Origin of the sequence: Phenylobacterium sp., from assembly GCF_030651755.1 — a bacterium.
Classification (GTDB): domain Bacteria; phylum Pseudomonadota; class Alphaproteobacteria; order Caulobacterales; family Caulobacteraceae; genus Phenylobacterium.
Window position 1 is genome coordinate 1 of record NZ_JAUSBZ010000092.1, and the last position, 11,952, is coordinate 11,952.

At 68.7% G+C, this 11,952-nt stretch carries 20 protein-coding genes; 8 read left to right on the plus strand and 12 right to left on the minus strand.

Annotated elements, in window-relative coordinates:
- Positions 1-915 (minus strand): TonB-dependent siderophore receptor (locus Q7V15_RS08535; protein WP_304755065.1); only part of this gene is annotated, 915 nt, incomplete at its 3' end.
- 238 nt (positions 916-1,153) lie between these two features.
- Here Q7V15_RS08535 and Q7V15_RS08540 point away from each other — a divergent pair.
- Positions 1,154-1,552: a host attachment protein gene (locus tag Q7V15_RS08540; protein WP_304755067.1), complete on the plus strand. Its 399-nt coding sequence runs from the start codon at positions 1,154-1,156 to the stop codon at positions 1,550-1,552.
- 47 nt (positions 1,553-1,599) lie between these two features.
- Here the strand turns inward: Q7V15_RS08540 and Q7V15_RS08545 are convergent, their stop codons facing one another.
- A complete protein-coding gene (locus tag Q7V15_RS08545; protein ID WP_304755068.1) occupies positions 1,600-2,010 on the minus strand; it encodes a GFA family protein in 411 nt (136 codons plus the stop codon).
- 107 nt (positions 2,011-2,117) lie between these two features.
- Complete coding sequence (locus Q7V15_RS08550) at positions 2,118-2,879, minus strand: Stf0 family sulfotransferase (protein WP_304755069.1); 762 nt, start codon at positions 2,877-2,879, stop codon at positions 2,118-2,120.
- Positions 2,880-2,934: 55 nt separating this feature from the next.
- On the opposite strand from Q7V15_RS08550, the gene Q7V15_RS08555 reads away from it, so the two are divergent.
- A complete protein-coding gene (locus Q7V15_RS08555) occupies positions 2,935-3,621 on the plus strand; it encodes an isochorismatase family cysteine hydrolase (RefSeq protein ID WP_304755071.1) in 687 nt (228 codons plus the stop codon).
- On the opposite strand, the gene Q7V15_RS08560 is transcribed toward Q7V15_RS08555, so the two are convergent.
- The 5 genes from Q7V15_RS08560 to Q7V15_RS08580 are packed head-to-tail and all read right to left on the minus strand — an operon-like array spanning position 3,618 to position 5,357.
- The gene (locus Q7V15_RS08560) at positions 3,618-3,860 is read right to left on the minus strand and encodes a type II toxin-antitoxin system RelE/ParE family toxin (protein ID WP_304755072.1); all 243 of its coding nucleotides are present in this window, start codon (positions 3,858-3,860) and stop codon (positions 3,618-3,620) included. The two genes, Q7V15_RS08555 and Q7V15_RS08560, sit on opposite strands and share 4 nt — an antisense overlap.
- 24 nt (positions 3,861-3,884) lie before the next feature.
- Positions 3,885-4,190, minus strand: a complete 306-nt coding sequence (locus tag Q7V15_RS08565; protein WP_304755074.1) for a type II toxin-antitoxin system RelB/DinJ family antitoxin — start codon at positions 4,188-4,190, stop codon at positions 3,885-3,887.
- Positions 4,191-4,213: 23 nt separating this feature from the next.
- Positions 4,214-4,816: a hypothetical protein gene (locus Q7V15_RS08570; RefSeq protein ID WP_304755075.1), complete on the minus strand. Its 603-nt coding sequence runs from the start codon at positions 4,814-4,816 to the stop codon at positions 4,214-4,216.
- Between the two features lie 8 nt (positions 4,817-4,824).
- Complete coding sequence (locus Q7V15_RS08575; RefSeq protein WP_304755076.1) at positions 4,825-5,034, minus strand: hypothetical protein; 210 nt, start codon at positions 5,032-5,034, stop codon at positions 4,825-4,827.
- Entirely contained in the window at positions 5,031-5,357 is a 327-nt protein-coding gene (locus Q7V15_RS08580) for a hypothetical protein (protein WP_304755079.1), read from the minus strand. Before Q7V15_RS08580 ends, Q7V15_RS08575 begins: the two co-directional genes overlap by 4 nt.
- 87 nt (positions 5,358-5,444) lie before the next feature.
- Between Q7V15_RS08580 and Q7V15_RS08585 the strand changes: the two genes are divergently transcribed.
- From Q7V15_RS08585 to Q7V15_RS08610, 6 genes are all read left to right on the plus strand, one after another.
- Complete coding sequence (locus tag Q7V15_RS08585) at positions 5,445-6,089, plus strand: helix-turn-helix transcriptional regulator (protein WP_304755080.1); 645 nt, start codon at positions 5,445-5,447, stop codon at positions 6,087-6,089.
- A gap of 48 nt (positions 6,090-6,137) precedes the next feature.
- On the plus strand, positions 6,138-6,554 hold the full coding sequence (locus Q7V15_RS08590; protein ID WP_304755082.1) for a hypothetical protein: 417 nt from the start codon (positions 6,138-6,140) through the stop codon (positions 6,552-6,554).
- Positions 6,555-6,611: 57 nt separating this feature from the next.
- On the plus strand, positions 6,612-7,451 hold the full coding sequence (locus tag Q7V15_RS08595; RefSeq protein ID WP_304755083.1) for a phytanoyl-CoA dioxygenase family protein: 840 nt from the start codon (positions 6,612-6,614) through the stop codon (positions 7,449-7,451).
- 92 nt (positions 7,452-7,543) lie between these two features.
- Positions 7,544-7,987, plus strand: coding sequence for a MarR family winged helix-turn-helix transcriptional regulator (locus Q7V15_RS08600; RefSeq protein WP_304755084.1), 444 nt, complete (start codon positions 7,544-7,546; stop codon positions 7,985-7,987).
- The gene (locus tag Q7V15_RS08605; protein ID WP_304755085.1) at positions 7,984-9,453 is read left to right on the plus strand and encodes an MFS transporter; all 1,470 of its coding nucleotides are present in this window, start codon (positions 7,984-7,986) and stop codon (positions 9,451-9,453) included. Before Q7V15_RS08600 ends, Q7V15_RS08605 begins: the two co-directional genes overlap by 4 nt.
- A gap of 62 nt (positions 9,454-9,515) precedes the next feature.
- A complete protein-coding gene (locus Q7V15_RS08610) occupies positions 9,516-10,031 on the plus strand; it encodes a hypothetical protein (protein ID WP_304755087.1) in 516 nt (171 codons plus the stop codon).
- On the opposite strand, the gene Q7V15_RS08615 is transcribed toward Q7V15_RS08610, so the two are convergent.
- From Q7V15_RS08615 to Q7V15_RS08630, 4 genes are all read right to left on the minus strand, one after another.
- On the minus strand, positions 10,018-10,794 hold the full coding sequence (locus Q7V15_RS08615; RefSeq protein WP_304755088.1) for a thioesterase family protein: 777 nt from the start codon (positions 10,792-10,794) through the stop codon (positions 10,018-10,020). The genes Q7V15_RS08610 and Q7V15_RS08615 overlap by 14 nt on opposite strands.
- A 42-nt stretch (positions 10,795-10,836) precedes the next feature.
- Positions 10,837-11,250, minus strand: a complete 414-nt coding sequence (locus tag Q7V15_RS08620; protein WP_304755089.1) for a Na+/H+ antiporter subunit G — start codon at positions 11,248-11,250, stop codon at positions 10,837-10,839.
- Between the two features lie 11 nt (positions 11,251-11,261).
- Positions 11,262-11,531 (minus strand): K+/H+ antiporter subunit F, encoded by a 270-nt coding sequence (locus Q7V15_RS08625; protein ID WP_304755091.1) that lies wholly within the window; start codon positions 11,529-11,531, stop codon positions 11,262-11,264.
- On the minus strand, positions 11,528-11,952 hold a 425-nt coding region (locus tag Q7V15_RS08630; RefSeq protein WP_304755092.1), incomplete at its 5' end, for a Na+/H+ antiporter subunit E. The genes Q7V15_RS08625 and Q7V15_RS08630, both read right to left, overlap by 4 nt.

An 11,952-nucleotide genomic window follows, 5' to 3' on the forward strand; every position in this document is an offset into this window, starting at 1 on the left:
CTCGCGATAGGTGACCTTGGCCCGCGCCACCCACTGGCTGTCGAACTGGTGGCGCAGGTCGGCGGCGTATTCCAGGGTCTCGTAATAGTTGAGGTTCCAGTCCGGATACTGGTTGGTCGAGCGCGGGACGTTCAGGAAGCGGTTGTGCAGCGGATGGCCGACCAGGACGTAGTTGGCCAGGCCCATGCTCATCGCATCCCCCTGGTCCTCCTGATAGGTCACCATGGCTGAGGCCATGGTCTGGTCGGTGATGTCGAAATCCACCACCCCATAGGCCACCGACTTCTCCTCATGGGACCGGTCGGTGAAGAAGTCCCGGCTGAGATAGGAGCCCGCCACCCGGGCGCGCAGCCGGCCATTGGAGGTCAGGGGCCCGCCGATATCGGCCTCGACGCGATAATTGTTCCAGGTCCCGGCCGACACGCCGAGGGAGCCGCCAAATTCCGCCGGGCCGCGCTTGCGAACAAAGTTCGCCGTGCCCCCGGGCTGGCCCGAGCCCTTGAAGATGCCGGCCGGTCCCCGCAACACCTCCACCTGCTCATAGACGATCAGGTCGAATTCCTGCGCCTGGGCGCTGTTATAGGCGGGGATGCCGTCATAGGAGACGTCAAGAATATAGCCCCGCGAACGGATCTGACCGATCAGGCCATCCCAGGTGGTGACATGGACTCCCGGGACCTGGGCCAGGGCGTCGACCATGGTCACCAGGTTCTGGTCCTGCATCCGCTGCTGGGTGATCACGCTGACCGAGTTGGGGACCTCGAGGATCGAGACCGGCTCCTTGCCCCCGATGGTGACGGCCTTGGCGGCATAGCCGTTGCTGGCGCCCTCCACCGTGACCCCGTGGACCGTCGTCTCGGCCCCCGCCGCGGCGGCGGTCAGCCCCGCCAGTCCGCCCGCCAGACCCCCGAACAAAAGCCGTCGCCTTGCGCGCAGAGCCCTGCGCGCTTCAATTGTTTTGTTCATATTACTAAACCCCAGATCGTATGTAATGATATAACATATCTTCTGCGGCGGGGGCGACAAGGTCGAGGTGCGGAATGATCAGGCTGGCCGACGCCCTGCCTCTTCCGAAGGCGGCATGGGCGGCGGCGGGGGCAACCCCGGCGTCTGCGGCACGTTCCGCCTGTCCCCACACAATCGGAGACTCCTGATGAAACTGACCAAAGGCACGCTGGTGGCCGTCGTCGACGGTGAAAAGCTGGTGCTCTTCGAGAACACGGGGGCCCAGGAGATCGAACTCACCGCCAAGCCGGTTCCGGCCATACCCGAGCGGGCCTCCGGCGCGCCGGGGCGCAATTCCGGCGGCTCCAATCCCGACAATGACACCCAGGCTGAGGATGGCTTCGCCGTGGGCGTCGCCGACGCCCTCAACCACATGGTCCTGACCCATAGGACGGAGTCCCTGCTGGTCATCGCCGCGCCCAAGACCCTCGGTCAATTGCGCAAGGGCTGGCATAAGGAGACCGAGGCCCGCCTGGTGGGCGAGATCGCCAAGGACCTCACCGGCCATTCCACAGATCAGATCGCCGCGGCCATCGACAAGGCCTGAGCCCCAACGATCAGAGGCGGGGCGACCTTTCGCCCCGCCTCCCGGTCTCAGTCGGCGCCACGCGCCGCATAGGCGCCCATCAGCCGGCCAAAGTCGGCGGGCTGCGGAAATCCCTCAAAGCTGTGAACCGCCGGCGTGGTGACCCAGGGCAACCGGGCCGAAGTCATGGTCTCCATGAACGGCTCCAGGCCGGCCGGATCGTCGAACAGCGCCGAGCGCACATTGACGAACCCCTCGGCGCCCTCGGGCCGGGTGAACATCCAGCTCATGCAGTGGGGACAGAAAAAGTGCCGGGTGGCCCCATGCAACCCGCCGATCACCGGCTCGCCCGCCGTGACTTCAAAGTCCCCCGCCGCGAACAGCGCGCTCAGCGAAAAGGCGCTCCCCGTCATCTGCTGACACCCCCGGCAGTGACAGGCCATGGTCACCTTCGGCGCCTCAGCAACCCGAAACCGCACCTGGCCACACCTGCAGCCGCCGTCTCTGGTCGTCGCTCTCATCCCATCGCCTCTCGTCTGGAAGCATCCTCGCCGTACGGCTTTCGGCGCCCGAGTGAGGCGACACCTTAGGCGAGGCCCGCCTCGGCGCGAAACCGCGCCGCCCAGTCCCGGTTGGTGTCGTCCGCCATCTTCCGGAGGCTGGGCGAAACCCGATCCGCCGCAGCCGGGTCCAGACCCAACGGGGCCAGTATGCGGCGCAGGGCGCCTTGCGGGTCGCCCGACAGTTGGTCGTACGAGATCGCCACCGGCGTGATGGCATCACGCGCAAACCACGCATTCCAGCCCCTGTCATAGTCGATCATCGTATCGACCCAGGCCCTCAGCCCTTCGCCGTCATATTCAGGCTCACGAGGCGGCCCGATCCGCTCCACGTCCGAGCCGTCGGCCGCCACATGCCACAGGCCGGTCTGTTCGGCCTTCAAACAAGACACCGCCTGTTCCACCTTGTCGGCCCGGGAGAGGTGGATGAACAGGGTGCGGCCGAACACGCGCTCAAACCGCGTCCGCTCCGTCACGCGATCCGGATAGAGCAACGCCAGGCGCGAAAAGAAGAACTCGAAGCTGGGCCGCTGCAGGCGCAGCCCAAAGACCCCATTGTCGCTCCGCCCGCGCGCCAAGGCCGCCTGGATACAGGCCTCGACCATCTCCCGCTCTGCAGCGACCACGCCGGTGCTGACGCCCAGCCTCCTGGCCCAGGCGTCCAAGGCGGGCTCGTGGAAATAGGAGGCGGGCCGCCCCGCCACGCCGGTCTCAGCCAACAGGCGGCACAACAGCGTGCTTCCGCTACGAGGCGCCGTACAGATCACGTAGGAGGCATAGGCTGTCATGATACCCCTGCTAGATGGTCGGCACATTCCATGAACACTGAGGCGAGACAAGGCGATGGCGCACAACTGGATGATCGCTGAGCGGGAGTATCTTCGCCAGGAAACCCGCCGCGGACGACGCCATGCCTACGAACATCTGAACCCCAGGACCACGGCCCTCGTCGTCATCGACATGGTCCCCTTCTTCGCCGACGCCAATGCCCACTGTCGCGACGCCATCGCGCCGATCAACCGCCTGGCCGCCGCCCTGCGCGAAGTCGGCGGCATGGTCGCCTGGGTTCTGCCCGCCGATGCGGGTCCCCCCTCCCCCCACGCCATCGAATTCTATGGGGCGCAGATCGCCCAGACCTATGGCGCCTCGGGCGGCCAGGGCGCCCTGCGTGATCGCCTCTGCCCAGAGCTCGCCGTGATGGAGGCCGATGTCTTCGCCGAGAAGTCCGCCGCCAGCGCCTTCTTCCCCGGCCGCTGCGACCTGCATGACCGCCTCGGCGCCCGCGGGATCGAGACGGTGATCATCGCCGGCACTGTGACCAATGTGTGCTGCGAAAGCTCCGCCCGCGACGCCTCGACCCTGGGCTACCGGGTCATATTCGCCGCCGACGCCACCGCCACGGTCACCGATGCCGCCCACAACGCCGCGCTCTACACCATCTACCGCTCATTCGGCGATGTCCGCCCCACCGCTGAAATACTTGAGCTCATCGGGGACGGCGCCGCCGGCGGCTTGGCCTCACCTCCCTAGTCGGGCGGCCATTGCTGGGTGGCGTGAAGCACCCGCAGGATGACGACGGCGCGGTCAGATTCGGCATAGACCACGATGTAGTTCGGCCGGACGACCATTTCGCGGGTGCCGGCGACCCGCCCCGGCCGATACAGCCTCGGACGGTCGGGCAGCTTCGCCACCTTGCGTTCAAGCTCGTCCTTCAACCGCTGAGCAGCGTCGGGATTGGCGTCGGATATATAATCGACGATAGCGAGCAAGTCGGCGCGCGCCGCTTCCGCCACTCAACCGCCCGAGCGGTCACGGCGCTTACGGTCAATCCGCGCTTGGGCTTCGTCCATAACCTGCCGGTGGGGCAAGGTAGGGCTTGAGTCAGTCAGGGCCTCCTGCACCTTGACGCGGAACCAGGCGTCATAGGCTTCGGGATCGGACGTGAGTCCGGCCGGCAATCCGCCTTCCTCGACGACGCGTGTCAGCAGGATGCGAACAGCGTCGGAGACGGTGAGACCGACGCGTGCGAGCTTCTCCGAAGCGTCCGCCTTGAGCTCATCGTCGATGCGCACATGGAGCATAGAGGTTCGCGCGACCATGGTTCGCTCTCCTGACTATGGTTTCATAGTTGTATCTCAATCGAGATACGGTCAAGACCGGTCGCGCCCCTCCCCGCCAGCACATCCAGCGCCACCACCACCAGCGCCTCGATCCGGCCCACCTCCCGCTCGCTGGCCACGGCCTCGCGGGGTGTCAGCTCCTGGCCGCAGACCAGGTCGCAGGCGCTGATCAGATCGGCCTGATCCCAGAGCCTGGCCCGCATCGCCGCCAGTCGCGCCGCCGCCTGGGCCGAGCCTTCGGCGGCCATCAGCAGCACCTCTTCCCGCGCGCCCGGCCCGGCCGGACCGCCGCCGCCGGGGCGCACGTCCAGGGTCGAGCGGATCGCGCCTTCCCGCGCGGTCCGGCGATAGAGGGCGCCATAGCGCTCCCCGGCCGACTTCTGCGCCGGGCTGATCCGCCCCTTCCGCGCCAGCCAGTCGAGCCCGGTCTGCCGGCGATAGGGCCGGCCAGGCGCCTGCGGCCCCTCGAACACCGCCCCACGGGCCTCCGACAGGCCCATGGTCTCGGCCACGCCCTCGGCCACCGCTGCGGCCTCGGCGCGATCCCGGGCGCGGGTCTCCAGGTCCCGCAACCGCGCCCGCGTCCGGGCGGCGGGATCGAACACCGCCCCCCTCATGGCCGCCCCCGGGAGACCACCGCATCGGCCAGCCGATAGACCGCCTCGCTGGCCGCCCGCTCCCCTTCCAGGATCACCAGGCCGGCGGCGGTATGGGCCAGCAGCTCCTTCAGAAACTGCGCCCGGTCGCCCGGCGTGTGCCGCCCCAGGGCCTGGGCCACCAGGGCGCCCGCATCCCGGGGCGCCTCTCCCATGGCCGCGCTCATGGACGCGCCTCCGGCCAGGTGAGCGGCAGGCCGACCTGCACGCCATTGCGCCCGATCCGCCGTTCCGTAAGGGCTGGAAAGCCCCCCTCCGCCAGCACGGCGGCCACATGGCGCGCATGATGGGCGAACCTCGGCTGAGCTTCGCCGACGCCGCGGGCCACCTGACCGCGAAAGGCCCGCTCCAGCCGCGCCACATCCCCCTCTCCCAGCCGCAGCAGGGCGCGGATGCGCGGCGGCGAGGCCCCGCCCCGGCGCAGGTTGGCGTAATCCCCCAGGCTCGTGGGGCTTCGGGCCGGCGCCCGGTGAGACTCTGTCTGTTCCATGAGCAGACTGTATTTTTCATACATACACTCGGCAAGTGGAAACTGTATCCTATGTACAGGTATCTCAAGTTGCGCTAGATGAGTCCCATGAACGACCGTTCCGATCGCCTCCGCCAGGCCCGCCTCGACGCCGGCCACGAGACCGCCGCCGCCGCGGCCGAGGCCTTCGGCTGGAACCGCAACACCTACGCCTCCAACGAGAACGGCAATGCGCCGTTCTCCTATCGCAAGGCCAAGGACTATGCGGCCGCCTTCGGGGTCAGCGCCGAATGGCTCTATGACGCCGCCGGCCCCATACGCGCCTCGGCGCTCGCCGGCTATGTCCCGATCCTCGGCCGCGTCGGCGCCAATCCCGAGGGCGTGGTCCTGTTCGCCACCGGCCAGGAGGCTGGCGATCTGGCCCCCATTCCCCCTGGCGGCACCGACAAGGCAGCGGCCCTGCGGGTGGTCGGTCATTCCATGCGCGGCCTGGCCGACGATGGCGCCCTGATCTATTTCGAGGACCAGCGGACGCCTCCGACGCCTGACATGCTGGGCCATGTGGTGGTGGTCGAGGTCGACACCGACGAGGTGCTGGTCAAGCGCCTGCTGCGCGGCTCCCGCTCGGGCCTGTTCGACCTGGAGAGCGTGGCCGGCCCCACCCGCCAGGACGCCCGCCTGCGTTGGGCGGCCCACATCACCGCCATCATCCCCCCCTTCCAGGCGCGGCGGATCATCCAGAGCGCCATCTAGGCTTGCGCTTTTGATTGCCGAATTCTGTACTTATTATACATTCAGACCATGGATCGCCGCACCCATGAGCCTGACCTCGCCGCCGCCTGCGCCGCCCTCGACGTCGCCGACCACGCCCTCTGGACCCAGGGTCAGGCGGCGCGTCCGTGGGGCGTCGCCTGGTCGGGCCTCGGCCCTGAGCCGCCCCGCCGCCGCACCCCAGACCAGATCCGCCGCGCCGCCGCCGCGCGCCTGGCGGCGGACCACGCCTGGCGTGCGTCCCCCGAAGGTCGCCTGAAGTCGGCCCTTTCTGACCTCCAGGCCGCCGCCCGCGCCCTGGATCAGCAGGCCGAGACCCTGCGCGAAGCCGCCTCCCGGGGGCCAGCCGGCGTCCAGGCCGCCGCCCCCCGCCGCCTGGCCCGCCTGTCGGCCGAGACTCGCGCCGCGATGTCCGCCCTGCGCAAGGTCCGTAGCCTGCTGGTCTGAGCCGGGTCTATGCTGAGCCCAGGCGCCCGCCAGAGGCGCCGCCGGAGAAGCGCGCCCATGGACCTCACCACCCCCGCCGGGACCTTCGATCTCGAGGCCCATGCCGCCCGCATCGAACGCGATGGCTACACCGTCCTGCCCGACCTCCTCGACGCCAAGGCTCTCGAGTCCGTGCGCGCCGCGCTCGCCCCGCACCTCGGCGGCCATTTGGGGCGCAACGCCTTCGAGGGTTACGCCACCGAGCGGGTCTACACCCTGGTGGCCCGGGGCAAGGTGTTCGAGGACCTGACCGAGCATCCCCAGATCCTCGCCCTCCTCGACCGCTTCCTGCTGCCCGGCTACCTCCTCACCGCCAGCCAGGCCATCGCCATCCAGCCCGGCGAGGCCGCCCAGAGCGTCCATTTCGATGACGGCTTCTACCGGCTGCCAAGGCCGCGCCCCGCCGCCAGCCTCAGCGTCATCATCGCCATCGACCCCTTCACCGACCAGAACGGCGCCACCGACCTGCTGCCCGGCAGCCATCTGTGGAGCGACGCCGAGGTGGAGGCTTTCGGCCGCGATCCCGACGCCGCCTCGCGCCTGATCCCGGCCGTCATGCCGGCGGGCTCAGCCATCGTCTTCCAGGGCCACATGCTGCATCGGGGCGGGGCCAACCGCTCAGGCGCGCCGCGCCTGGCCCTCACCAACCAGTATTGTCAGCCCTGGGGCCGCACCCAGGAAAACTACTTCCTCAGCGTTCCCCGCGCGCAGGTCCGCGCCATGAGCCCCCGCCTCCAGGCCCTGCTCGGCTATGATATCTGGCCGCCCTTCATGGGCCATGTCACCGCCTCCCATCCCCGCAAGGTGCTGGAAGACGGTTGGGTCCCGCCGGTCCTGCGACCGCCCGAACGCCCCTGATCCACACCAAAGGCCGCGCGCGCCCTTGACCCGAGGCGGAAGGGGTCTATCTAGCCAGATAGATAGTTCGCTTACTTAACTAGATTGTCCCCATGCCGGCTGATCTCCCAGACGATCCTGACCAGCTCGCCGAGCTGCTGCGCCCCGCCCTCCTGCGGGTCGCCCGGCGCCTGCGCCAGGAGGCGTCCAAGGCCGGCCTTTCAGCCCTCGACGTCCTGCTGCTGGTGGAGATCAAGCGCCAGCCCGGCGTCGGCGTCTCCGACCTGGCCGACGCCGAACAGATGTCGCGCCCGGCCATGAGCACCCACATCAAGCGCCTGGAGGCCGCGGGCTGGATCAGCCGCCTCAGCCATGTGTCTGACGGCCGCCGTTCTGGCCTCACCATCACGCCCGCCGGCCTCGCCGCCCTCGCGGAGACGAGGCGCCGCCGCAACGACTGGCTGGCCGCCCGCCTGGCCCGCCTGACGCCTGCCGAACGCCAGGCCCTGGCCGAGGCCGCCGCCCCTCTGCTGGCCCTGGTGGAGGTCCAGCCGTGACCGAGATCTCCGCTCCGGACGCCCCCGACACCGCAGTTCCCGGCAAGCCCGTCGTCGCCACCCCTGAGGAGCGCGCCGCCGCCCTGAGCCGCGGCTGGATCGTGCCGGCCGTCATCGGCTCGGCCCTGATGATGCAGACCCTGAACGCCACGGTGCTGTCCAACGCCCTGCCGGCCATGGCCCGCGACATGGGCGAAGACCCTCTGCGTCTGAACCTGGCCATCACCATGTACCTGCTGGCCGCGGCGGTCTTCCTGCCGATCAGCGGCTGGGCGGCCGACAAGTTCGGGGCCAAACGCATCTTCATCCTGGCCATGGTCCTCTACGCCCTCTCCTCGGCCCTGTGCGGCTTCGCCGACACCCTGCTGGAGCTGGTCGGGGGCCGGCTTCTCCAGGGCGCCGCGGGCGCCATGATGGCCCCGGTGGGGCGTCTGGTCCTGCTGCGCACCACGCCCAAGAACGAACTGGTCGGCGCCATGTCGGTCCTGACCATGCCGGCCCTGCTGGGCCCGGTGATCGGCCCGCCGGTGGGCGGCTTCATCGTCACCTTCTGGGACTGGCCGTGGATCTTCTTCATGAACCTGCCCATCGCCGCGGCAGGCCTGCTGCTGGTCATCCGCTTCGTGCCCAATGTCGCCCTGCAGGACGCCAAGCGCCTGGACTGGAAGGGGATGCTGCTGACCGGAATCGGCCTGGCCTGCGTGATCTTCGGCTTCGAAAATCTCGGCCGCGACGTCCTTCCGGCCCTGGCGGTGGCCGGTCTGTTCGCCGCCGGAATCGCCATGCTCTGGACCTATGCCTGGCACGCCAGACGCACCCCCCACGCCATCCTCGACCTGTCCCTCTTCCGACTGTCCACCTTCCAGGCTGCTGTGGTCGGCGGGGCCTTCATGCGTATCGCGATGGGCGCCACGCCCTTCATGCTGGCCATGCTGCTGCAGGTGGCCTTCGGCATGACCGCGCTCGCCGCCGGCCTGCTGACCTTCATCGGCGCGGCCGGGGCCCTGATCATGAAGACCACCGCCCCGCCGATCTTGCGGCGCTTCGGATTCCGTCGGGTGCTGATCGTCAATTCGGTCATCACCGGGGTCTTCTTCCTGGCCTACGCCGCCTTCCAGATCGACACCCCCCACTGGGTCATCATGCTGGTCCTGCTGGCCGGCGGCTTCTTCCGCTCCCTGCAGTTCACCAGCCTCAATGGCCTGGCCTATGCCGAGATCGAACAGGACCGGATGAGCCGCGCCTCCACCATGTCGGCCATGGCCCAGCAGTTGATCCAGTCAGTGGGCATCGGCCTGGCCGCCACCCTGATCCACGTCTTCACCCAGATGGCAGGACAGAGCGAGATGACCGCAGAGACCATCTCGCCGGCCTTCCTGGTGATCGGCGCCCTGACCTTTGTTTCGCTGGTCTTCTATGTCCGCCTGCCCAAGGACGCGGGGGACGATATGAACCGTCGAAGCTGAGGGCGAAGACCAGCTTGACGCCCGTGCGCCTCTGCCCCCTATGGCGGGTGAAGGAGCCCCGCATGAAGCTGACCATAGGCCTCGCCCTCGCCACGACCCTGGCGCTCGGCGCCTGCGCCCCGGCCGAGGCGCCGGCCCCGCCCCCAGAGGCGGTGGTCGAATCGCCGCCGGCCCCCATCGCCCCCGGCCTTACATGGGCCATCTCCGCCACGGGCGAGGGCAATGTCCTGCTGCTCACCGACGCCGCCGGCGCGCCGGTCTTGCGTCTGGGCTGCCTGCGCAATCCCGCCGTCATGACCCTGGTGGTGGAGGGCTTCACCCCGATCAGCAGCGAGGATCGCCTCACCGTCGGCCTGGATGACGAACTGTTTGTCTTCGTCGCCGACCTCAGGACCTCCCGCAACACCGGCGTCGTCGCCGAGGCCCCAGTGTCGGCCGACTTCCTGGAACGCCTGCAGACCACAAGCGCGGTGTCCGCTGTCTATGGCGCCCAGCAGGTCGGGCCCTACATGCCTCCGCCCTCGGACGTCGCCGCAGGCTTCGCCGCCGAATGCCGCCGGGCCGTCAGCGTTTCATGACCTGAGCCAGGGCCGCGCAGGCGGCCGAGCCGATCGGCCCCTGCTCGTCATAGAGGAAGCACTCGCCGACCGCGACGCCGTCGCTGGCGCCGTGGTTGATCACCTCAAAGCCGATCCACTCGGTCACCGGCAGCCGGTGCAGATAGACCGTCACATCGCTGTTGATATAGGCCAGCCCCCTGTCGCCGGCGTTGGCGAAGGGGCTGGCGAAGTCGGCGGCCACCGCCACCCGGGTGAACGGGGTCAGGGGCTCGCCCTCCACCAGTTCACGCACCTCGCTCATCCAGGTGCGCTTGATCCCCACCTGACCGAAGTCGCCGGTGATCCGCCGCATGGCCCACATGCCGCCCATGCCCATGCGCGGGTCCTCCGGCGGCGGGATGTCGGCAGGCTTGGGCACGTCCCAGTTGGGCGGGGTCCAGACGGTCCCTTCCGGATTGGCGGTGCGGCGCAGGAACTGGCAGCTCGCCCGGCCCATGCTGACCCCGCCGCTGATGAACTCGGCGTCCACTACCTTGATCCGCTTGCCCTCACGGACCACCCGGGTGGTCACCTCAATGGGTGAGAAGTCCGGCAGCCGGTACATGTCCACGGTCAGCCGCGCCGGGATGAAGTCAGGCTCCCCGTGTTCGGCCTCCAGCACATGACCCAGCAGGCCAACGATCACCCGGCCGTGCAGGGACTGCGGGTTCCACGGGCCGCGGCAGGCCGGCGTGGGAATGAAGCGGTCATCCTGCCGCGTGAAGAAGGGTTCGTTTGTCATCGCGGCGATCCATCCCGGATTCCGCCTTCCGCCGCAAGCGCCTCAGAGCGGCGGGTCGGAGGGATCGGCGCTGCGGCCGTCAAAGGTCGCCCAACCCGTGCCGCGGCCCGTCTCGGGCAGGCCCTCGGCGATGTCATCCATCGGATTGGGGTCGATCGCCTTGCCCTGCCGGTGCAGGTGGGCCTTGGCGATCATGTTGGCGGTGATCGGCGCGGTCAGAAACAGGAACAGGGTGATCAGCAGCTCATGGGCCGAATAGGTCCCCTGGACGGCCGGAAAATAGATCATCGAGGCGATCAGACAGGAGCCCACCCCCAGGGTCGTCACCTTGGTCGGCCCGTGCAGCCGGGTCATCAGGGACGGCATCCGCGCCAGGCCCCAGGACCCCACCAGGGCGAAGAAGCCGCCAATCACGAGGATGGCGGAGATCAGGATTTCAACGGGTCCGGCGTCCATCATCCTCATCCCTACTCAATGATATCGCCACGCAGCAGGAACTTGCAGTAGGCCACCGTGCCGAGGAAGCCGACCATGGCCAGCAGAAGCGCGGCCTCGAAATAGACCGCAGATCCCTGCTGGATCTGCATCAGCACCATGAGCGCGATGGCGTTGATGGTCATGGTGTCCAGCGCCAGGATCCGGTCGGCCGTGGTCGGCCCCCGCGCCAGCCGCCAGAGGTTCAGCGCCATGGCCAGGCCGACGCAGGATATGGCGAACAGGACGGCGATCTCGATCATGCGAAGACCTTCTTCAACCGGGCCTCGTAGCGACGCTTGATCCGGGCCACCTCGGCCTCGGGATCAGGGGTGTCCAGGGCGTGCACCAGCAGGGCCCGCCCGCAGGAGGAGACGTCGCAGGACACCGTGCCCGGCGTCATGCTGATCGTACCCGCCAGTACGGTGATCGCCTCAGGGCTGCGCACGTCCAGCGGAACCACCAGCCAGACCGAGCGCAGATCCTTGGACCTGCGGAACAGGACAATGACCGCAATCTGGAAGCTGGCGGTGACGATGTCCCACAGCACCACGGCGATGTAGATCCAGGTCGCCGGTCCAAAGCGCACCCGCGGACGATCTGGCCAGAACGGGCTGGTGAGGATGGGGACGACGACGCCAATGATCACGCCCAGAACCAGCCCCCCCAGGGTCAGCTGGTTGG